The organism is Caballeronia arvi (assembly GCF_001544695.2).
Lineage (GTDB): Bacteria > Pseudomonadota > Gammaproteobacteria > Burkholderiales > Burkholderiaceae > Caballeronia > Caballeronia arvi.
In genome coordinates, this window is record NZ_FCOM02000009.1 from 207,921 (window position 1) to 227,687 (window position 19,767).

The 19,767-nt window shown below is 62.6% G+C and carries 17 protein-coding genes; 12 read left to right on the plus strand and 5 right to left on the minus strand.

The window, feature by feature from the left end:
- The first annotated feature begins 160 nt into the window (after window positions 1-160).
- From AWB74_RS13805 to AWB74_RS13815, 3 genes are all read left to right on the plus strand, one after another.
- Window positions 161-1,330: a porin gene (locus AWB74_RS13805; protein WP_061147295.1), complete on the plus strand. Its 1,170-nt coding sequence runs from the start codon at window positions 161-163 to the stop codon at window positions 1,328-1,330.
- Window positions 1,331-1,502: 172 nt separating this feature from the next.
- Window positions 1,503-1,949 carry a CHRD domain-containing protein gene (locus AWB74_RS13810; protein WP_061147344.1) on the plus strand — a complete coding sequence of 149 codons (447 nt, stop codon included), beginning with the start codon at window positions 1,503-1,505 and terminating at the stop codon, window positions 1,947-1,949.
- 25 nt (window positions 1,950-1,974) lie between these two features.
- Window positions 1,975-2,919, plus strand: a complete 945-nt coding sequence (locus tag AWB74_RS13815) for an alpha/beta hydrolase (RefSeq protein ID WP_061147296.1) — start codon at window positions 1,975-1,977, stop codon at window positions 2,917-2,919.
- Here the strand turns inward: AWB74_RS13815 and AWB74_RS13820 are convergent.
- On the minus strand, window positions 2,889-3,737 hold the full coding sequence (locus tag AWB74_RS13820) for an EcsC family protein (protein ID WP_061147297.1): 849 nt from the start codon (window positions 3,735-3,737) through the stop codon (window positions 2,889-2,891). The two genes, AWB74_RS13815 and AWB74_RS13820, sit on opposite strands and share 31 nt — an antisense overlap.
- A gap of 105 nt (window positions 3,738-3,842) precedes the next feature.
- On the opposite strand from AWB74_RS13820, the gene AWB74_RS13825 reads away from it, so the two are divergent.
- Window positions 3,843-5,438, plus strand: a complete 1,596-nt coding sequence (locus AWB74_RS13825; RefSeq protein ID WP_061147298.1) for an MFS transporter — start codon at window positions 3,843-3,845, stop codon at window positions 5,436-5,438.
- A 17-nt stretch (window positions 5,439-5,455) separates the two neighbouring features.
- Window positions 5,456-5,926, plus strand: coding sequence for a MarR family winged helix-turn-helix transcriptional regulator (locus tag AWB74_RS13830; RefSeq protein ID WP_061147345.1), 471 nt, complete (start codon window positions 5,456-5,458; stop codon window positions 5,924-5,926).
- Here AWB74_RS13830 and AWB74_RS13835 read toward each other — a convergent pair.
- Window positions 5,923-7,197 carry an amino acid deaminase gene (locus tag AWB74_RS13835; RefSeq protein WP_061147299.1) on the minus strand — a complete coding sequence of 425 codons (1,275 nt, stop codon included), beginning with the start codon at window positions 7,195-7,197 and terminating at the stop codon, window positions 5,923-5,925. The genes AWB74_RS13830 and AWB74_RS13835 overlap by 4 nt on opposite strands.
- A 146-nt stretch (window positions 7,198-7,343) precedes the next feature.
- Here AWB74_RS13835 and AWB74_RS13840 point away from each other — a divergent pair, with 146 nt between their 5' ends.
- From AWB74_RS13840 to AWB74_RS13850, 3 genes are read left to right on the plus strand one after another with little or no spacing between them, the layout of a single operon-like run.
- The gene (locus AWB74_RS13840; RefSeq protein ID WP_061147300.1) at window positions 7,344-8,228 is read left to right on the plus strand and encodes a MurR/RpiR family transcriptional regulator; all 885 of its coding nucleotides are present in this window, start codon (window positions 7,344-7,346) and stop codon (window positions 8,226-8,228) included.
- Window positions 8,229-8,230: 2 nt separating this feature from the next.
- Window positions 8,231-9,709, plus strand: coding sequence for an N-acyl-D-amino-acid deacylase family protein (locus AWB74_RS13845; protein ID WP_061147301.1), 1,479 nt, complete (start codon window positions 8,231-8,233; stop codon window positions 9,707-9,709).
- A 31-nt stretch (window positions 9,710-9,740) separates the two neighbouring features.
- On the plus strand, window positions 9,741-10,121 hold the full coding sequence (locus AWB74_RS13850; protein ID WP_061127122.1) for a RidA family protein: 381 nt from the start codon (window positions 9,741-9,743) through the stop codon (window positions 10,119-10,121).
- A gap of 46 nt (window positions 10,122-10,167) precedes the next feature.
- Here the strand turns inward: AWB74_RS13850 and queF are convergent, their stop codons facing one another.
- The 3 genes from queF to ilvA are packed head-to-tail and all read right to left on the minus strand — an operon-like array spanning window position 10,168 to window position 13,427.
- A complete protein-coding gene (queF, locus tag AWB74_RS13855; protein ID WP_061147302.1) occupies window positions 10,168-10,992 on the minus strand; it encodes an NADPH-dependent 7-cyano-7-deazaguanine reductase QueF in 825 nt (274 codons plus the stop codon).
- Window positions 10,989-11,900 (minus strand): 5'-nucleotidase, encoded by a 912-nt coding sequence (locus tag AWB74_RS13860; RefSeq protein WP_061147303.1) that lies wholly within the window; start codon window positions 11,898-11,900, stop codon window positions 10,989-10,991. Before AWB74_RS13860 ends, queF begins: the two co-directional genes overlap by 4 nt.
- Window positions 11,901-11,903: 3 nt before the next feature.
- A complete protein-coding gene (ilvA, locus tag AWB74_RS13865; protein ID WP_061147304.1) occupies window positions 11,904-13,427 on the minus strand; it encodes a threonine ammonia-lyase, biosynthetic in 1,524 nt (507 codons plus the stop codon).
- A gap of 524 nt (window positions 13,428-13,951) precedes the next feature.
- Between ilvA and AWB74_RS13870 the strand changes: the two genes are divergently transcribed.
- The 4 genes from AWB74_RS13870 (at window position 13,952) to ubiE (ending at window position 19,765) form a co-directional block, all read left to right on the plus strand.
- Window positions 13,952-18,058 (plus strand): DUF3683 domain-containing protein, encoded by a 4,107-nt coding sequence (locus AWB74_RS13870; RefSeq protein ID WP_061147346.1) that lies wholly within the window; start codon window positions 13,952-13,954, stop codon window positions 18,056-18,058.
- 36 nt (window positions 18,059-18,094) lie between these two features.
- Window positions 18,095-18,529, plus strand: coding sequence for an HIT family protein (locus AWB74_RS13875; protein ID WP_061147305.1), 435 nt, complete (start codon window positions 18,095-18,097; stop codon window positions 18,527-18,529).
- Window positions 18,530-18,541: 12 nt separating this feature from the next.
- Window positions 18,542-18,949, plus strand: coding sequence for a gamma-butyrobetaine hydroxylase-like domain-containing protein (locus AWB74_RS13880; protein ID WP_061147306.1), 408 nt, complete (start codon window positions 18,542-18,544; stop codon window positions 18,947-18,949).
- Between the two features lie 84 nt (window positions 18,950-19,033).
- A complete protein-coding gene (ubiE, locus tag AWB74_RS13885; protein ID WP_061147307.1) occupies window positions 19,034-19,765 on the plus strand; it encodes a bifunctional demethylmenaquinone methyltransferase/2-methoxy-6-polyprenyl-1,4-benzoquinol methylase UbiE in 732 nt (243 codons plus the stop codon).
- Window positions 19,766-19,767: the final 2 nt, after the last annotated feature.

The following is a 19,767-nucleotide window of genomic DNA, read 5'->3' on the forward strand; positions in this document are numbered from 1 at the left end:
TGTGTTTCCTTTGTCGTCTTCTCAAAAAAACAGGCCAATAAACTTTGCTTCGCCGTCTATCGGTGCTGAGGCAAGCGAGTGAATCAGAAGACTCCCCACTCGAAAGGCGTTCAGGCTGAAGCAACTCATCGAGTCGCAAGGCTCACTCAAAGGAATTCGCATGAAAAAGAATCTGATCGTAACGGCCGTCGCAGCACTGGCCGCATCGTTCGCAACCGCTGCGAGCGCGCAAAGCAGCGTCACGCTGTATGGCGTGGTCGACGCCGGCTTCACGTACGTGAATAACGTGTTCAACGAGAACGTGAACCGTGACTCGTTCAAGGGCACCTACGTCGGCATGACCGGCGGCAACGTGCAGCAGAGCCTTTGGGGCCTGCGTGGCGCAGAAGATCTGGGCGGTGGCATGAAGGCGATCTTCACGTTGGAGAGCGGCTTCAACTTGGGCAATGGCTCCCTCGCAAACGGCGGCGCGCTCTTCAATCGCCAGGCTTACGTCGGCGTGTCCTCCTCGCAGTTCGGCACCGTCACGCTGGGTCGTCAATACGACTCCACCATTGACTACCTGGCTCCGCTCAGCGCGGCAGGTACGTGGGGTGGCACCTATTTCGGCCACATCGGCGGCAACGATAACCTGAACAGCAATTTCAGCATTGCAAACGCTGTCAAATACCAGACCGCTAACTACGCTGGCTTCTCCGCGAGCGCACTGTATGGCTTCTCGAACCAAGGCGGAAACTTCAGCAACAATCGTGCATACAGCCTCGGCGCAGGTTATGCCAATGGTCCGTTCAAATTCGGTCTCGCTTATATGCAAGCGAATGGCGTGAATTCGGAGACAAATCAGGGTGGTGCAGTCGTGGGCAACCAGTATGTCTCGTTGAATGACGGTGACGCCGGTTCGGTGCCCGGCCGCCGTCTGCGCACGTTCGGCGCCGGTGCCGGCTACTCCTTCGATGCGATGACGTTCGGTGTTCTGTGGACTCAGTCGCGCCTGGATAACACGTACCTGAGCAACAATTCGACGTACGTGAACAACTTCGAAATCAATGGCCGATACATGCTGAGCCCGGCTCTGTCGCTCGGTGCCGCATACACCTACTCCCAAGGCAAGAGTGAGGTCGCAGGCGACTCGGCAGACACGTTCCGCTATCATCAGCTCGGCCTTCAGGCTGACTATTCGCTCTCCAAGCGTACCGACGTCTACGTCGAAAGCGTAGCGCAACTGGGTTCTGGCGGTGCTACGGCATGGATCTCGAACAACGGCACGTTCGGTCCGTCCACCAGTTCGCGTCAGATCGTCTTCAGCACGGGTCTGCGTCACCGCTTCTAAAAGCGGTTGAGTTGTAGGCTGTAACAAAAGGGCACCGCAAGGTGCCCTTTTGCATTGGTTTGCGGGACGGGAAAGATATGCATCGCGAAGCCGTATGCTCTACGATGAGATCGCGGCCGATATCCGTGCGGAGATCGATCTTCGAGTTCTGGCCGTTACGAGGAGAGCAGGCATGATCGCGTTACGCAGAATGCATCGTCGTTGGATCGCAGGATTGGTTTGTTCGCTCATCGCTTCGAGCGCCGCACTCGCCGACACCGTCGCGCTCAAAGCCAACCTGCAACCCTCGAGCGAAGTGCCGCCGCGCGTCAGCAAGGGCCACGGCGTACTCGACGCCACCTTCGACACCGACACGAAACTGCTCACCTGGACTGCGACCTACGCCGAGCTATCTGGCCCGGTGACGATGGCCCATTTCCACGGCCCCGCGCCCGTCGGACAGAACGGGAAAGTTCAAGTGCCCGTCGATAAAAAAGCCCTCGCGAGCCCGATGACAGGACGAGCAACGCTCACGGAGCAGCAAGAAATCGACCTCATGGCGGGGCAGTGGTACTTCAACGTTCACACGCAGGAAAACCCGACCGGCGAGATACGCGGTCAGGTGATGCCCGCCAATTGACGCAAGCAAGAGCGACGATCCGCCGATGAGCTGGCAAAGCGTCCTGGCCTGCTGGTCTGTGCGCACAGGCATGCGTCCTCACTCGGCGAAACCGCAACTCGACGTCGAGTTCGCGCGAAGATACGCATCCCGTCGACTGTGGACGCCGCGCGTGCCGAAGGGCTGGCAGCTCGATATCCGCGATACGAGCGCCGATGCTCCGTTGCGCGGCGAATGGCTCACACCCGGGACGATCCCGAGCGCAACCATCCTCTACCTTCACGGCGGCGGTTACTACTTCTGCTCGCCGCGCAGTCATCGTGCGATCACATTCGGCCTTGCCACGCGGGCAAGCGCGCGCGTGTTCTCACTGGCCTATCGACTTGCGCCGGAACATCGCTTTCCCGCAGCGCTCGACGATAGCGTCGCCGCCTACCGCCGTTTGCTCGCCGATGGCGTTCCCGCGCAATCGATCGTGATCGCGGGCGATTCCGCCGGCGGCGGCCTCGCGCTCGCGACGCTGCTCGCATTGCGCGATGCAGCCGATCCATTGCCCGCGGCGGCGGTCCTGTTCTCCCCGTGGACGGACCTGACCTGCGGCGGCGATTCGATGCGACTCAACGAAGGCCGCGATCCGATGTATCACGCGTCGGTGTTTCCACGCGTGGCCGCGCAGTATCTCGGCACCGCCGACGCGCGCGATCCTCGCGCATCGCCGCTATTCGGTGACTTCGCAGGTTTGCCGCCGCTCCTGATTCACGTCGGCGACACGGAACTGCTGCTCGACGATTCGACGCGCGTCGCGACGAAAGCGCGCGCAGCGGGCGTTCGTGTCGACGTGGAAATCTGGCGCAAGGTTCCGCACATCTTCCCGATCTGGGCGCCGTTCATGCCCGAGGCGCGTGAGGCGCTCACGCACGCCGCTGCGTTCATCGAAGCGGCGACGTCGGCGGCGCGGAATCATCGTCCGCTCAAAACCTCGATGGTCTGATAAGCGCGCTCGACGGCCGACGCGCCATAGCGCCGCTCCAGCCTGCGCACGGTGAAGTGGCCATGCGCCATCTGCTGAAAGTGATCGATGAACACCGTGTTGACCATCGCGCCGAGCACCGCGCCGATCGCGGGAATCGACTTCGCCGCCACTTGCTCGCTGACCTGCACCGAGAAGCGCGACGCGATCGTCTGCAGAAACTTGAGCAGCGCCGTCGAGCCATGACTGCTCAGCCCCTTCGCGGCGACTTCACTGGTCGCGCGCGAAACCGACTGCGCGAGCGCGCCCCGCACGATGAAGTAGCCGATATCGGCGTTGTCGTCGCTGGCTTTGGCGCCGCCCATGCCGAGCACCATCAGGCATTGCAACTGCGTCTCGACGCGATGCACGTCCTCACCCTCGCTGCGCGCGATATCGCAGATCGAGCGGAACATCAGCGTGGTCGTGACCGGCAGTTCGACCGGCAGCGCGAAAAGTCCGAACGCGCCGCCCGCCGCGCCCGTCGTCGCGACGGCCAACTTGTGCATCAGGTTATGCGGCTTGTCGGGCGGCGGCGCGAGCAACGAATCCGACGGCGCGCTCTTCCCGATCGTGCGCAGCGCGAGCTGAAGGCACTTCTTGAGCGCGAGCTGCGTCGCCTCGTCGACCTTTTCCTGCGCGACGGACGGCATGCGGCCCATCAGCTTTTCGATGGGCGCCCCGACGACGCTCGCAAGCTTCATCGTCAGCGACGGGCTTTCCAGCAATTCCTTCGCGCGCGAGAGGGCCGCGAAATCTTCGGGCGTAAGCGGCGAGGTGATGATCGGCGTCGGTTCCATGCGATGTTTTCAATCCGAAAAGGGTGAGTCGGCACGCAGAATTAGAGTATGCCCGCGTGCTATGATTCCATTTCCGTTGACTCGTCAATCATTGCGCCCGCAATTATGGCCGTTCATACAGCCGCGAATCATTCCAGCGGACAGGTTCTGCCTTTTCGCGAATCCCTCATGGCGATGCTGGGCGTCTCGTTCGTCACGATGCTCGTCGCGCTCGATCAGACCGTGGTCGGCACCGCGCTGCCGACGATTGTCGCCGAGCTCAAGGGCTTCGATCTCTACGCGTGGGTCGCCACGTCCTATCTTCTGACTTCCGTCATCACGGTGCCGATTTTCGGCCGGCTCGGCGATTACTACGGGCGCAAGCCGTTCGTGATTGCGTCGATCGTGGTGTTCACCGTCGCTTCCGTGCTGTGCGGGCTCGCCAACAGCATGATGTTCCTCGTGCTCGCGCGCGGCTTGCAGGGCATCGGCGGCGGGATGCTCGTCGGCACTGCGTTCGCCTGCATCGCCGATCTTTTTCCGGACAATGTCGTCCGCCTGCGCTGGCAAGTTTTGATGAGCTCCGCGTTCGGGATCGCGAATGCGGTCGGGCCGTCGCTCGGCGGCATTCTCACGCAATATTACGGCTGGCGTTCGGTGTTCTACGTCAACTTGCCGGTGGGCATCATCTCGCTGTTTTTCGTGTGGCGTTTCCTGCCGCATCTTCGTCACGTCGCGCATGAAGGCAAGATGCGCCTCGACTGGCCCGGCGCGGTGCTGATCGCAGTGGTGCTCGGCGCGCTGCAATTGTTCGTCGAAATGCTGCCGAAGCACGGCTTCAGCGCGGAAATCGTCGTACTGCTGGCGATGAGCATCGCCGCCGGCTTCGCGCTGTGGAAATGGGAGACGCGCTGCGACTACGCGATCCTGCCCATCGACATGTTCCGCAACAAGGCGCTTGCCGCGCTCTTCACGCTCGCGATTCTCGGCGGCTTTACGATGTTCTCGCTGCTCTTCTACGCGCCGCTGCTGTTCCAGGGCGGTTTCGGCATGTCGCCGAAAGATGCGGGCATGATGATCACGCCGCTCGTCGTGTTCATCACGATCGGGAGTATCGTGAACGGGCGCATCGTGACGCGGCTCAAGAACGCGAATCTCATGCTGTACGTCGGCTTCGCGTTGCTCGCGGTGTCGTGCCTGGGCGTCGTCGTCGCCACGCACAACATGCCGCGTTCGCTGCTGCTCGTGATCATGCTGCTCGGCGGCCTCGGACTCGGCTTCGTCATGCCGAATCTCACCGTATTTGCGCAGCAGACGGCCGGGCGCGCGCATCTCGGCATCGCGACCGCGCTGCTGCAATCGTTGCGTATGATCGGCGGGATGATCGGCACAGCGCTCACCGGCACGCTCGTGAGCCATTTGTACGCGAGCGGCGTGAACATCGCGCTCGAAAAGGATCACGCGTTGCACTGGGCGAGCGATCTCGCCGATCCGCAGATTCTGATCAATCGCGAAGGCCAGCAGACGCTTCTCGCGCAACTGACGGCCGCGGGGCATAACGGCGCAATGCTGCTCGAAGCGGCGCGCGAGGCGCTCGTCGCCGCGATTCACATTGGTCTGGCGCTGGCGGCCTTGGTTGCAGTGGTGTCGTTGTGGCAATCGCGCCGCGTGCCGCCGGTGCGCCTGAAGGGACCGCAGGAACCGGTCATCCTCGCCGAATGACTACGGAAATCGAAAGCATGAATGAACAGGACCGTATCGCCGTGATCCAGCAGTTCGGGCGCACGTATCGCACGTTCATGTCGGCGTTCGAAGCGGCCGTTGGCCAGCCGATGCCGCGCTGGCGCATCCTGCTCGCGTTGCACGAGCATGCGGGCGTGCTGTCGCAGAAGAAGCTCGTCGAGCGGTTGAAGGTCGATCCGGGCGCGTTGACGCGGCAACTCAAGACGCTGGAAGGCCTAGGCTGGATCGTGCGCAGCGTCGATGCGCGCGACAACCGCGTATCGAATGTCGCGCTGACGGCGCAAGGGCGCGCGGTCGCCGAAGAAAGCCTGCCGCGACGCAACGCGTTCCTGCACGACACGATGGCGTCGCTGCCCGACGAGGCCATCGAAGCCTTGTCGAGCGCGCTGCACATGTTCGAGGGACGCATTCAGGAAGTGGCGGCCGCGAACGCGTCGCAGGCGGCCGCCGTCGAGGATCGCGTTTAAAAGAACGTTTCGATCACTTCGGTAACGCGATACTTCGGATCGACGACGAGAACCTGACGCCACTTGTCGAAGGTCAGGCACGGGTGCGAGATGTCGAACGCGATCATGTCGCCCACTTTCACGTCGTCGCCCGGCTTGATGCGCAGATACGCGTGCTGATCCATCAGGCCGAAAATCTCCCAGCCTTCGTCGGGCGATACATCGCGCGGCGCGTCGTTGCCCGGACGATAGTGCTTCGCCGGCTCGGGCATGCCCGCATCGAATGCGGAATCGCGCTTGCCGAGCCCGATGATCGCGCGGTCCGGTTCCGGAATCGACTGCACGTACGCCCACAATTGCAGCGCGGGTTTCAAACCCTGGCCCATCTTTTTCGCGATCGGATTGCGCGCGAAAATTTCGTTCTGCGCCTTCTTGTAGATGCCGACGTCATGCGTCAGATAGCAGCCCGGACGCAGCACGACTTCGATGGCGTCGCTGTTGGCCTTGGCGAACTCGTCGGCGACGACGTCGTACCACGCCGAACCCGCGCCCGACAGAATCGCCGGCTTGCGCGCGATCTTGCCTTCCGCGTTCAGCTTGCGCGTGATGTCCACCGCGCTTTGCAGGAATTCGCGCACCTTCGTTTCGTCCTGCAACACGCCTTCATACAATTCGATGCCCGCGAGCTCGATCGTGCCTTCCCAGCGCCCGATCGCGGCGAGCACGGCCTCGCGCTGCGCGTCGTCGCGCACGCCGGTGCGCCCGCCCGGCACGCCGAGCTCGATCAGGACATTCAGTTTCTTGCGCACTGAACTGAAGAATTCGCCGAGCTGATCGACGCCATCGGCCGAATCCACCAGACAGAAGAATTCGAAATTCGCATCCGTAAGCAACTCGGCGATCATGCCCATGTTGCGCTTGCCGACGAGCTGATTCGCCAACAAGATTCGATGCACGCCGCCGCGATACGCCGCGCGCACCTGATGCGCCGTCGCGAGCGTGATGCCCCACGCGCCGTTCTCGAGCTGACGGCGAAAGAGCTGCGGCGCCATCGTCGTCTTTCCGTGCGGCGCGAGCTTCACGCCGTACTCGCCGACGAACGCCTGCATCCACTTGAGGTTGTGCTCGATCCGATCGGAATAGAGCACGGCGGCGGGCAGGCTCACGTCCTCTTCGAGCAGATTCCATTGCAGGCGCGACGCGTCGTTCAACTGGATGCTCGTGCCCGGCACCATGCCGAGACCCTTGCCGAACGGGTCGATCGTCGCGTTCTGATAGTTTGTAACTTTCATGTGCTGCTACTCCATCGTCCGTTTAAATAAACCTCGTGCATGATCCGATGCGCATCAAGGTTGACGGTGCTATGTTAATCAAAGTAGCATCCTCGATGGAAATGTTATTTAGTAACACACGCCTCTCGTAAACCCTTGTAGAGACCATGAACGGCCACGCCGACTCGCTCAGCATCGATATCGTCGCACGCATCGCCGAACGCGCGCCGGAGTTGCGCAGCGCGGAGCGCAAGGTCGCCGCGCTGATCCTCGACGACATCGTGAGCGCGTCGCGCGCGAGCATCGGCGCGCTGGCGGACAAGGCCGAAGTCAGCGTCGCTACGGTCACGCGTTTTGCGAAGGCGGTCGGCTGCGAGGACGTGCGCGAACTGAAGCTGCGGCTCGCGCAGGCCGCGGGCGTTGGGCAGCGGTTTTTCAGGCGCGATCCGGATGCGGTGCCCGATTCGCTCGCCGCGCGCATCTTCGAGGAAGTGCAGGCGACGCTCGCGCAGAATCAGGGCGCGCTCGCAGCCGCGCCGATCGCGGAAGCCGCCGATGCGCTCGCTGCCGCGTCGATGATCTACGTGTTCGGCATGGGCGGCGGCTCGACCGCGCTCGCGGACGAGATGCGCTTTCGCCTCGTGCGGCTCGGGCGGCCGGTCGCGTCGTATCAGGACGGGCTGCTGCAGCGCATGGTGGCGTCGACGTTGTCGAGGGAGCAGGTCGTCATCGCGCTTTCGGTGACGGGGCAGACGCCCGAGATGGTCGACAACTGCCGCCTCGCACGCGAGTACGGCGCGCGCGTGATCGCGCTGACCGCGCCCGCGTCGCCGCTCGGGGCGCTGGCGGACTGGCTGATTCCCGTCATCGCGATCGAAACGGACTTCATCTACAAACCGTCGTCGTCGCGCTACGCGATGATGATGGCGCTCGATTTGCTCGTCACCGAACTGGCCGTCAAGCAGGCCGATCACAGCCGCGAACTCTTGCGCCGCATGAAGCTCGCGCTCGATTCGCATCGCGGCGGCGAGCGTCAACCCCTGGGAGACTGATCATGGAAAAAGCCGACACGCTGATCATCGGCGCGAGATTGATCGATGGCACCGGCGCGCCTGCCATCGAGCGCGATGTCGCGGTGCGCGACGGGCGTATCGTCGCGATCGTCGAGCCGGGCGGTTTGTCCGCGTGGAGCGCCGATGAAACGTTCGACGCGCGAGGCAAAGTGCTCGCGCCCGGTTTCATCGACGTCCACACGCACGACGACACGCACGTGATCCGCTCGCCGCAGATGATGCCGAAGATCACGCAGGGCGTGACGACGGTGATCGTCGGCAATTGCGGGATCAGCGCGTCGCCGGTGACGCTGAAAGGCGATCCGCCCGATCCGATGAATCTGCTCGGCGATGCCGCCGCGTTCAAATATCCGACCTTCGCCGCGTATGTCGACGCCGTGAATGCCGCGCGTCCCACAGTGAACGTCGGCGCGCTGATCGGGCATACGGCGCTGCGCAACAATCATATGGACCGGCTGGATCGCGCCGCCAGTTCCGATGAAGTCGCGGCGATGCGCGCGCAGCTCGAAGAAGCGCTCGATAACGGCGCGCTCGGCTTGTCGAGCGGGCTCGCGTACGGATCGGCGTTCAACGCGCCGCCGGAAGAAGTACAAGCACTTGCCGAGCCGCTCGCAAAAGCGGGCGCGCTTTACACGACGCATATGCGCACCGAGTTCGACGCCATTCTCGACGCGATGGACGAGGCGTACCGCGTCGGGCGACATGCGCGCGTGCCGGTGGTGATTTCGCATCTGAAGTGCGCGGGGCCGTCGAACTGGGGGCGCAGCACGGAAGTGTTGAAGTCCATCGAAGCAACGCGCGAAGGACAGCCTATCGGCTGCGACTGCTATCCGTACAACCGCAGTTCGTCGACGCTGGATTTGAAGCAGGTGACGGGCGATATCGACATCACGATCACGTGGTCGACGCCGCATCAGGAGATGGCGGGCAAGCTGATCCGCGAAGTCGCCGATGAATGGAAGGTGAGTCAGCAGGAAGCCGCGAAGCGTCTGCAACCGGCGGGCGCGGTGTATCACAACATGTCGGAAGACGACGTGCGGCGCATCCTCTCGCATCCCGCGACGATGGTCGGCTCGGACGGCTTGCCGAACGATCCGCTGCCGCATCCGCGTTTGTGGGGCGCGTTTCCGCGCGTGCTCGGGCATTACGCGCGCGACACGGCGCTGATTTCGCTCGAAGAAGCCGTGCGCAAGATGACGAGCCTGTCGGCGCGGCGGTTCAGTCTTGTGGAGCGCGGTGAAATTCGAGTGGGCTATCACGCGGATCTCGTCGTGTTCGATCCCGAGCGGGTGCGAGATGCCGCAACGTTCGCAGAGCCGCAGCAGGCGGCGGACGGCATAGACGCGGTTTGGGTGAATGGGGTTTTGACGTATCGCGAGCAGGCCGTGACCGGCGCGCGCGCGGGACGTTTCGTGGCGCGCGGCGCTGCATCGAAGCTGGATGCGGCGGGCGCGTTCTGAATATTGGTTGATTTGGTAAAGGAGTGAAACGATGAAGCGTTATGGCGTGGAAGGTGGCAAGGGACAAGGCGGCGCGCATATGCCGTTCGCACGCGCGGTCGAGGCCGATGGCTGGCTGTTCGTGTCGGGCCAGACGCCGATGGAAGACGGCGAGGTGATCAACGGCGGCATCGTCGAGCAATCGCACAAGACGATTCAGAATGTCATCGCCATTTTGAAAGAGGCGGGTTACGGCACGGAACACGTCGTGCGCTGCGGCGTGTGGCTCGACGATCCGCGCGACTTCGCGTCGTTCAACAAGGTGTTCAAGGAATACTTCGGCGCGAATCCGCCGGCGCGCGCTTGCGTGGTTTCGTCGATGGTTGTCGACTGCAAGGTCGAGGTGGATTGCGTGGCTTATAAGAAGGCGTAAGGGACAAGGCGGCTCTGGTTCATGAGAAGCAGAGCCGCATCTCTACTCACTGCCTCGCCAGCCGCGCATTATCCGGCATCGGCAAATTGAAGTTCGTGCGAAACGGGTTGATATCGAGCCCGCCGCGCCGCGTGTAGCGCGCATAAACCGCGAGTCTTTCCGGCTTGCATTCCCGCATGATGTCCATGAAGATGCGCTCGACGCATTGCTCATGAAAGCCCGTGTGCTCGCGGAAAGACACGATGTACCGCAGCAATGAAGCATGATCGATCTGCCCGCCGTAATAGCGGATCTGTACGCTGCCCCAATCCGGCTGTCCCGTCACCGGGCAATTCGACTTCAGCAGATTCGAGAACAAGGTTTCATCCACCGACCCTTCATCGTGCACCGCCTTCAGCAAAGAAGGGTCCGGCGAAAAAACCTCGCAATCGAGATCGAGCCGGTCGAGCGACAAACCGTCGAATTCCTCCATCGCCAGCTTGCCGAAATCCGCCGGCGCCGCGAGTTGCACCGAAACGGTCGCGCCGCAAATCGCGGAAACATCGCGCTTGATGGCGGCGCGAACATCATCGATCGAATCGAATTGCGTCTGCGCGAACGAGCCGAGATACAGCTTGAACGACTTCGACTCCACGATGTTCGGCGAATCCGCGGGCACGAAGAACGTCGCCACCGCGATCTGCGGCTTGCCGCGCCGGTTCAGCCACGAAAGCTCGTACGCATTCCAGATATCGGTGCCGAAGAACGGCAGGCGCGCGGGCACGCCGATCGAGTCGCGCGCGCGCTTGCGGTCGATCGGAAACAGCAGCGACGCATCGTACTGTTCGGTGTAGTGGACGGGCTTGCCGAGCGGAGATTGATCGGGTGTCATGTTGCGTTCGCTATGCCGCTGAGAACGTGCCCGGTCGCGGTCACGACGCGAGCCGATTCGCAGTGGCGAATTTGATCGTCGAAGAAAAAGTCGGGCTCGAATTCGCGCAGGAATTCGCCCTTGTCCAATCCGCCGAGAAACATCGCTTCGTCGATTTCGATGTCCCAGGCCATCAGCGTGCGGATCGCGCGTTCATGCGCAGGCGCCGAGCGCGCGGTGACGAGCGCGGTGCGGATATGCATCGGCTTGTTGTCGTGGTCGTCGGCGATGCGCTGCAATTTGTTGAGCGCCGCCAGCAGCGGCTTCAAAGGTCCGCCGGGCAACGGCTGTTCGCGCTTGTCGATTTCGTGACCGACGAACGCGCGCAAGCCATCGCTTTGAAACACGCGCTCGGCTTCATCGGAGAACAGCACGGCGTCGCCGTCGAACGCAATGCGAATCTCGTCCGCGTAACGGCTCGCCGCGCGCGGCGTTTCGGGCAGCACGCGCGCGGCGGGAAAACCGGCGGCGAGCGCATCGCGAACGTCGTCCGGATTCGCCGACAGAAACAGCGACGCGTGCAGCGGCTTCAGATACGCGAACGGTGAACGTCCACGCGTGAACACGCCGCGTTCGATCGCGAGGTCATGCTCGCGGCACGAATGAAACGCGCGCAGGCCGCTGATCGGATCGCTGCGCGACAGAATCACCACTTCCACGCGCTGCTCGCCCGCATTCAGCGCGAGCAGCTTGCGGATCAGGCCGAAAGCGACGCCCGGCTTCGCGGGCGTGTCGAGCCGCGAGCGTTGCAACGCCTCGTATTGCGCGAGATCGCCCGTCTCGAAGACGCGGTTCTCATCCTCGAAATCGAAGAGCGCCCGCGACGAAATCGCGACGACGAGCTTGTCTTCGAGCGTGAACTTGGGCATCGCTTACGCCAGGAACAGCTTGTAGACCGGATTCGCCTGCTCGTCCCACCACGGATAGCCGAGCGTCGCGAGGAAGCGCTCGAACTCCGCGTTGTCCGACTGCGGTACCTGAATGCCGACGAGAATCGAGCTGGTGTCCGCGCCCTGGTTCCGATAATGGAACAGGCTGATGTTCCAGTCCGGCGCCATCGACGACAGAAACTTCATCAGCGCGCCCGGACGCTCGGGAAATTCGAAGCGCAGCAGGCGTTCATCGTGCGCGAGCGGCGAGCGGCCGCCGACCATATAACGGATGTGCTGCTTCGAGAGCTCGTCGTGCGAGAGATCGACGGTCGCGAAACCATGCTCGATGAACGCCGACATCATCTGCGCCGTCTCTTTGCGCGACTTGATCTGCACGCCGACGAAGATATGCGCGGCTTTTTCATCGGCGATGCGGTAGTTGAACTCCGTCACGCTGCGGGTGCCGACGAGCTCGCAGAACCGCCTGAAGCTGCCGCGCTCTTCCGGAATGGTCACGGCGAACACGGCCTCGCGGGCCTCGCCGACTTCCGCTCGCTCCGCGACGAAGCGCATGCGGTCGAAGTTCATGTTCGCGCCCGACGTCACCGCGATCAGCGTCTTGCCTTCGATGCCCTCGCGCTCCGCATACAGCTTCGCGCCCGCGACGGCGAGCGAGCCTGCCGGCTCCAGCACGCTGCGCGTGTCCTGAAACACGTCCTTGATCGCGGCGCAGAGCGCGTCCGTATCGACGGTGACGACTTCGTCTAGCAATTCATTGCACAGCCGGAACGTTTCCTCGCCGACGAGCTTCACCGCCGTGCCGTCCGAGAACAAACCGACTTCGTTCAGCGTGATGCGCTCGCCCGCTTCGATCGACCGCGCCATCGCGCAGGAATCCTCGGTCTGCACGCCGATCACCTTGATCTCGGGCCGCACCGCCTTGATGTACGCCGCGACGCCCGCCGCGAGTCCGCCGCCGCCGATCGGGCAGAAGATCGCGTGAATCGGGCCCTGATGCTGGCGCAGAATTTCCATCGCGATGGTGCCTTGTCCGGCGATCACATCCGGATCGTCGAACGGATGCACGAAGGTGAGGCCACGCTCCTGCTGAAGCTGCACGGCGCGCGCGTAGGCGTCGCTGTACGACTCGCCCGCGAGCACTACTTCGACCGTCGGGCCGCCGTGCGCGCGGATCGCGTCGATCTTCACTTGCGGCGTGGTCGTCGGGACGGCGATCACGGCGCGGCAGCCGAGCCGCGCCGCCGACAATGCCACGCCCTGCGCGTGATTGCCCGCCGACGCCGTGATGACGCCGCGCGCGAGTTCATCGGCGGTGAGGTTCGCCATCTTGTTGTACGCGCCGCGAATCTTGAACGAGAAAACCGGCTGATTGTCTTCGCGCTTCAGGAACACGGAATTGTGCAGGCGCGCGGACAGGTTGTGCGCGGGCTCGAGCTCGCTTTCGCGCGCGACGTCGTACACACGCGCGGTCAGCACTTTTTTCAGGTAGTCGGGATGTGTCATGCGAGGAATCGTCTGGCGGCCGCAATGCGCGCGGGTTTTTGAGGGCGAAAGCATCAATGATAGCGCCAACCGCGCGTTTTCCGGGCGCGCCATGCGTTTAGACCGTCCGGACGGTCGTGCAAAAAAGTGTCGAAAATGACATGAACTCGTCGCGAATATGCACGCAAAAGCCCCTTCTGGCTGCTAGCGCCCGCCGACGCGCGTCATCGCGATGGGTTAGAATTTCCTTTTACGAATCAGCAATCAGGATCGGCAGATGCACCGGCAGCTTCGGATCGAATTCTCGGCGCATGTCTCCCGCGAGTCGCACCCCGCGGCGGAGCGGCATGCCCGTCACGCGCGATCGTGGCGTTGATCCAGGGCACATCGAAGGCGCCGTGAATGATGCTCGCCAGACAGGCAGATAGCGAGCGATCCGGCGGCCTTCGCCAAGATAAGTCTCATTCGAAAATTTGCGCCCCCACGCGCATCGCCGGCGTTTCCGCTTCTCAGAGCGCGAGCGCCGGCACACCGAACCGTCGAACATGAACGCACCTCAAGCCTTCGATCCGAACGGCGCCCATGCCGCCTTGGCGCTCGATGTAGAGCCCCGTCTGCGCGAAATTCCCTATAACTACACGTCGTTTTCCGATCGCGAAATCGTCATGCGGCTCCTGGGCGACGATGCCTGGGCCGTCCTCGACGAACTGCGCAACGAGCGCCGCACCGGCCGCTCGGCGCGCATGCTGTACGAAGTGCTCGGCGATATCTGGGTCGTGCGACGTAATCCGTATCTGCAGGACGACCTTGTCGACAATCCGAAGCGCCGCGCGCTGCTCGTCGAAGCGCTGAATCACCGTCTCGCCGAAATCGAGAAGCGCCGCAGCGCCGATCTCTCCGCCCACAGCGACGAAGCCGGCAGCCGCGAACGCGCCGAGCGCGTGCAATTGCTGATTACGGCCGCGCGCCGCGCCGTCGACGACTTCGCCGCGGAATTCGGCAGTATGGCCGACCTGCGCCGCCGCGCAGCGCGCGTGCTCGGCAAAGAGACGCAGAAGGACAACATCAAGTTCGACGGCCTCTCGCGCGTCTCCCACGTGACGGATGCGACCGACTGGCGCGTCGAATATCCGTTCGTCGTGTTGACGCCGGACAGCGAAGCCGAAATCGCCGGTCTGATCAAGGCGTGCTTCGAGCTCGGACTCACCGTGATTCCGCGCGGGGGCGGCACCGGCTATACCGGCGGCGCGATTCCGCTGACGCCGTTCTCGGCCGTCATCAACACCGAAAAGCTCGAACAGCTCGGTCCGGTCGAAATGACGGATCTGCCGGGCGTCGATCACAAGGTCGCGACGATTTTCTCGGGCGCGGGCGTCGTTACGCGGCGCGTCACGGAAGCGGCGGAGCAGGCGGGCTTCGTGTTCGCCGTCGATCCGACTTCGCTCGATGCATCGTGCGTCGGCGGCAATGTCGCGATGAACGCGGGCGGCAAAAAAGCGGTGTTGTGGGGCACGGCGCTCGACAATCTCGCCTGGTGGCGCATGGTCGATCCCGACGGCAACTGGCTCGAAGTCACGCGTCTGGATCACAACTGCGGCAAGATTCACGACGTGGAAGTGGCGCGCTTCCGGCTCGACTGGTTCGACGGCAATCGTCCGCCGGGCGAGAAGCTTTTGCGCACCGAAAACCTCGACATCACGGGCCGCACGTTCCGCAAGGAAGGTCTCGGCAAGGACGTCACCGATAAATTCCTCGCTGGTCTGCCCGGCGTGCAGAAGGAAGGCTGCGACGGTCTGATCACGTCCGCGCGCTGGATTCTGCACAAGATGCCCGCGCACACGCGCACCGTCTGCCTCGAGTTCTTCGGCCAGGCGCGCGACGCGATTCCAAGCATCGTCGAGATCAAGGATTATCTGTTCGAAACGTCGAAGCAGGGCGGCGCGATTCTCGCCGGTCTGGAGCATCTCGACGAACGCTACCTGCGCGCGGTCGGCTACGCGACCAAGAGCAAGCGCAACGCATTCCCGAAGATGGTGTTGATCGGCGATATCGTCGGCAATGATGCGGATGCCGTCGCTGCCGCCACGTCGGAAGTCGTGCGCATGGCGAACGGCAAGAGCGGCGAAGGCTTCGTCGCGGTGAACGCCGAGGCGCGCAAGCGCTTCTGGCTCGACCGCTCGCGCACGGCCGCGATCGCGAAGCACACGAACGCGTTCAAGATCAACGAAGACGTCGTGATCCCGCTCAATCGCATGGGCGAGTACACGGACGGCATCGAACGCATCAATATCGAACTGTCGATCAAGAACAAGCTGCAACTCGTCGATGCGCTCGAAGCGTTCTTCCGCACCGGCAAGCTGCCGCTCGGCAAGACCGACGACGCCAACGAAATCCCCAGCGCGGAGCTGCTCGAAGATCGCGTGCAGCAGGCGCTCGATCTGTTGAAGCGCGTGCGCGAGCGCTGGACGTTCGTCGGCGACAAGCTCGACATGCCCTTGCGCGAGGCGCAGCACTATCTCGTGAATCTCGGCTACGAGGCGCTCGCGGAGAAGTTCGCGGATCGCGTCGACGTGCAGCCGGACGCCAATGTCTTCCACGTCGCGCAGGACCGCACGGTGCGCATTTCGTGGAAGCAGGAGATTCGCGCGGAACTGCGTCAGATTTTCAATGGCGGCGAGTTCAAGCCGATCCTCGACGAAGCGCAGGCCATCCACAAGCAAGTGCTGCGCGGCCGCGTGTTCGTCGCGCTCCACATGCACGCGGGCGATGGCAACGTGCACACGAACATCCCCGTCAACTCCGACAACTACGCGATGCTGCAGGACGCGCATCACGCGGTCGCGCGCATCATGAGGCTCGCGCGTTCGCTCGATGGCGTGATTTCGGGCGAGCACGGCATCGGCATCACGAAGCTGGAGTTCCTGACGGAAGAGGAAATCGGCGATTTCCGCGCGTACAAGCAGCGCGTCGATCCGCACGGCCGCTTCAACAAGGGCAAGCTGTTCGAAGGCGCGGATCTGCGCAACGCCTACACGCCTTCGTTCGGGCTGATGGGCTACGAGTCGATCATCATGCAGCAGTCGGATATCGGCGCGATTTCCGAGTCGATCAAGGACTGTCTGCGCTGCGGCAAGTGCAAGCCGGTCTGCGCGACGCACGTGCCCCGCGCGAACCTTCTCTACAGCCCGCGCAACAAGATTCTCGCCACATCGTTGCTCGTCGAAGCGTTCCTGTACGAAGAGCAGACGCGCCGCGGCGTGTCCATCAAGCATTGGGACGAGTTCAACGACGTCGCCGATCACTGCACGGTCTGTCACAAGTGCGTGACGCCGTGCCCGGTGAAGATCGATTTCGGCGATGTCTCGATGAACATGCGCAATCTCCTGCGCAAGATGGGCAAGAAGAAGTTCAACGCGGGCAACGCGGCGGGCATGTTCTTCCTCAACGCGACGAATCCGCAGACCATCAATCTCGCGCGCAACGTGATGATGGATTTCGGCTACAAGGCGCAGCGCTTCGGCAATGACGTGCTGAAGAAAATCGTCAAGAAGCAGACGGCCAAACCGCCCGCGACGGTCGGCAAGCCGCCGGTCGTGACGCAGGTGATCCACTTCGTCAACAAGAAGATGCCGGGCAATCTGCCGAAGAAGACGGCGCGCGCGCTGCTGGATATCGAGGACAACAAGATCGTTCCGATCATCCGCAATCCACAGACGACTACCGTCGATTCGGAAGCCGTGTTCTATTTCCCCGGCTGCGGGTCGGAGCGTCTGTTCTCGCAAGTCGGACTCGCGACGCAGGCCATGCTGTGGGAAGCGGGCGTGCAGACCGTGCTGCCACCGGGTTATCTGTGCTGCGGTTATCCGCAGCGCGGCTCGGGCCAGTACGACAAGGCCGAGAAGATCGTCACGGACAATCGCGTGCTGTTCCATCGCGTCGCGAATACGCTGAACTATCTCGATATCAAGACCGTGGTCGTGTCGTGCGGAACGTGCTACGACCAGCTCGCGGGCTATGAATTCGAGAAGATTTTCCCGGGCTGCCGGATCATCGACATTCACGAATTCTTGCTGGAAAAGAACATCAGGCTCGATGGCGTCAAGGGCACGCGCTACATGTATCACGACCCGTGCCATTCGCCGATCAAGACGATGGACCCGGTCAAGCTCGTCAACGAATTGATGGGCGCGCAGAACGACGGCTACAAGATCGAGAAGAACGATCGCTGCTGCGGCGAATCGGGCACGCTCGCAGTGACGCGTCCGGATATTTCCACGCAGGTGCGCTTCCGCAAGGAAGAGGAAATCCGCAAGGGCGCGGCCAAGCTGCGCGGCATTCCGCTCGTCGCGGAAGCGGGCGCGAACGCCATCAACATGGCGAACGCGGCGGCAGGTTCGGCGGGCGCGCAGCCGGGTTCCGTGCTCAAGGCCGGCGACGGTCCGCAGCCAACCAACGGAACCGCGGGTCAGGACGTGAAAATTCTCACGAGCTGCCCGTCCTGTCTGCAAGGCCTGTCGCGCTACAACGAGGACGCCAACGTCGAAGCGGACTATATCGTCGTGGAAATCGCGCGCAAGGTGCTCGGCGAAAACTGGATGGAACAGTACGTCGAACGCGCGAACAATGGCGGTATCGAGCGCGTGCTGGTGTAATAGCGAAATCGAGGTTTGATTCGCTAGAGGTATGAGATGGACTGTGTGTTTTGCCGTGAAGACGGCGGCGAAGTGCTGTGGTCGGACGACGCGTTGCGCGTCGTCCTCGCCGACGAGCCGGACTGGCCCGGCCTGTGCCGCGTGATCTGGGGCGCGCACGTCGCCGAAATGTCCGATTTGTCGGATGGCGATCGCGTGCGCGTGATGACCGCCGTGAACGGCGTCGAGCGCGTGATGCGCCGCGTGCTCGTGCCCGAGAAGATCAATCTGGCGAGCCTCGGCAATCAGGTGCCGCACGTCCATTGGCACGTCATTCCGCGCTTTTCCAACGATTCGCGCTTCCCCCTGCCAATCTGGGCGCCGCGTCAGCGCACGGTCTCCGAGTCGCAGCTGTCGAAGCGCCGCGCGCAGGCCACGCTGCTGCGCGAGCAACTGCGCAACGAGCTGAACCAGGCGTTCGGCACTCAATAAGACGACTTCATCATGACCGGACTCACCTCATCGACGCCGATTCCCACCGGCGTCGTCGTGCATTCGAAATCCCGTGTGCTCGAACTGCAATACGGCGACACGTCGTATCGCGTGCCGTTCGAACTGCTGCGCGTCTATTCGCCGTCGGCGGAAGTGCAGGGGCACGGGCCGGGACAGGAAACGCTGCAGACGGGCAAGCGCGACGTGACGATCATCGGCATCGATGCGGTCGGGCATTACGCGCTGCAGCTCAATTTTTCTGACGGCCACAATACCGGCATCTATTCTTGGGACATCCTCCACGATCTGGCGACACGTCAGGAAGCACTGTGGAGCGAGTATCTGGCGAAGCTGGAGGCCGCGGGCGTGGACCGCGATACGCCGATGGCCGTCAAGCCGTCCGGTGGACATTGCCACTGACTCATACCGAAGCGGCATAACGTCGCACAGCCGGCGCGATGATTGCGCAGACTAGAACGAACAGACAGGCGAGGAAGAAGCACGATGAGCAAGACCCACTTCGGATACGAAACGGTCGACGAGCAGGACAAGGCGAAGAAAGTGGCGGGCGTGTTTCACTCCGTCGCGAGCAACTACGACTTGATGAACGACCTGATGTCCGGCGGAATGCATCGGATCTGGAAGCACTTCACGATCGGGCAAGCCAAGGTGCGGCCGGGCTACAAGGTGCTGGACATCGCGGGCGGCACGGGCGATCTGGCGATGGCTTTCGCGAAACAGGCGGGCGAAACCGGCGAAGTCTGGCACACGGACATCAATGAATCGATGCTGCGCGTCGGGCGAGACCGGCTGATCGACAAGGGCGTGCTGACGCCGACGCTGCTGTGCGACGCCGAGAAGATTCCGTTTCCGGACAATTATTTCAATGTGGTTACGGTTGCCTTCGGTTTGCGTAACATGACGCACAAGGACGGCGCGCTGGCCGAAATGGCGCGCGTCATCAAACCGGGCGGCAAGCTGCTGGTACTGGAGTTCTCGAAAGTGTGGGAACCGCTGAAGAAGCCGTACGATATCTACAGTTTCAAGATTTTGCCGTGGCTTGGCGAAAAAGTGGCCAAAGATGCGGATAGCTATCGGTACCTTGCCGAGTCCATCCGCATGCACCCGGACCAGGAAACTCTGAAAACAATGATGGAACAAGCGGGCCTGGATCGAGTCGAATATTACAATTTGTCAGGTGGCGTGGTAGCGTTACACGTCGGGACCAAATTTTAGTG

Bases quoted from the DNA above. Each gene is read 5' to 3' on its own strand.
- AWB74_RS13850 (WP_061127122.1), top strand. From the start codon at position 9,741: ATGAAGCGTTATGGCGTGGAAGGTGGCAAGGGACAAGGCGGCGCGCAT.
- AWB74_RS13830 (WP_061147345.1), top strand. From the start codon at position 5,456: ATGAATGAACAGGACCGTATCGCCGTGATCCAGCAGTTCGGGCGCACG.
- AWB74_RS13845 (WP_061147301.1), top strand. From the start codon at position 8,231: ATGGAAAAAGCCGACACGCTGATCATCGGCGCGAGATTGATCGATGGC.
- AWB74_RS13875 (WP_061147305.1), top strand. From the start codon at position 18,095: ATGGACTGTGTGTTTTGCCGTGAAGACGGCGGCGAAGTGCTGTGGTCG.
- AWB74_RS13815 (WP_061147296.1), top strand. From the start codon at position 1,975: ATGAGCTGGCAAAGCGTCCTGGCCTGCTGGTCTGTGCGCACAGGCATG.
- AWB74_RS13860 (WP_061147303.1), bottom strand. From the start codon at position 11,900: ATGCCCAAGTTCACGCTCGAAGACAAGCTCGTCGTCGCGATTTCGTCG.
- AWB74_RS13880 (WP_061147306.1), top strand. From the start codon at position 18,542: ATGACCGGACTCACCTCATCGACGCCGATTCCCACCGGCGTCGTCGTG.
- AWB74_RS13870 (WP_061147346.1), top strand. From the start codon at position 13,952: ATGAACGCACCTCAAGCCTTCGATCCGAACGGCGCCCATGCCGCCTTG.
- AWB74_RS13805 (WP_061147295.1), top strand. From the start codon at position 161: ATGAAAAAGAATCTGATCGTAACGGCCGTCGCAGCACTGGCCGCATCG.
- AWB74_RS13840 (WP_061147300.1), top strand. From the start codon at position 7,344: ATGAACGGCCACGCCGACTCGCTCAGCATCGATATCGTCGCACGCATC.
- AWB74_RS13835 (WP_061147299.1), bottom strand. From the start codon at position 7,197: ATGAAAGTTACAAACTATCAGAACGCGACGATCGACCCGTTCGGCAAG.
- queF (WP_061147302.1), bottom strand. From the start codon at position 10,992: ATGACACCCGATCAATCTCCGCTCGGCAAGCCCGTCCACTACACCGAA.
- ilvA (WP_061147304.1), bottom strand. From the start codon at position 13,427: ATGACACATCCCGACTACCTGAAAAAAGTGCTGACCGCGCGTGTGTAC.
- AWB74_RS13810 (WP_061147344.1), top strand. From the start codon at position 1,503: ATGATCGCGTTACGCAGAATGCATCGTCGTTGGATCGCAGGATTGGTT.
- AWB74_RS13825 (WP_061147298.1), top strand. From the start codon at position 3,843: ATGGCCGTTCATACAGCCGCGAATCATTCCAGCGGACAGGTTCTGCCT.
- AWB74_RS13820 (WP_061147297.1), bottom strand. From the start codon at position 3,737: ATGGAACCGACGCCGATCATCACCTCGCCGCTTACGCCCGAAGATTTC.
- ubiE (WP_061147307.1), top strand. From the start codon at position 19,034: ATGAGCAAGACCCACTTCGGATACGAAACGGTCGACGAGCAGGACAAG.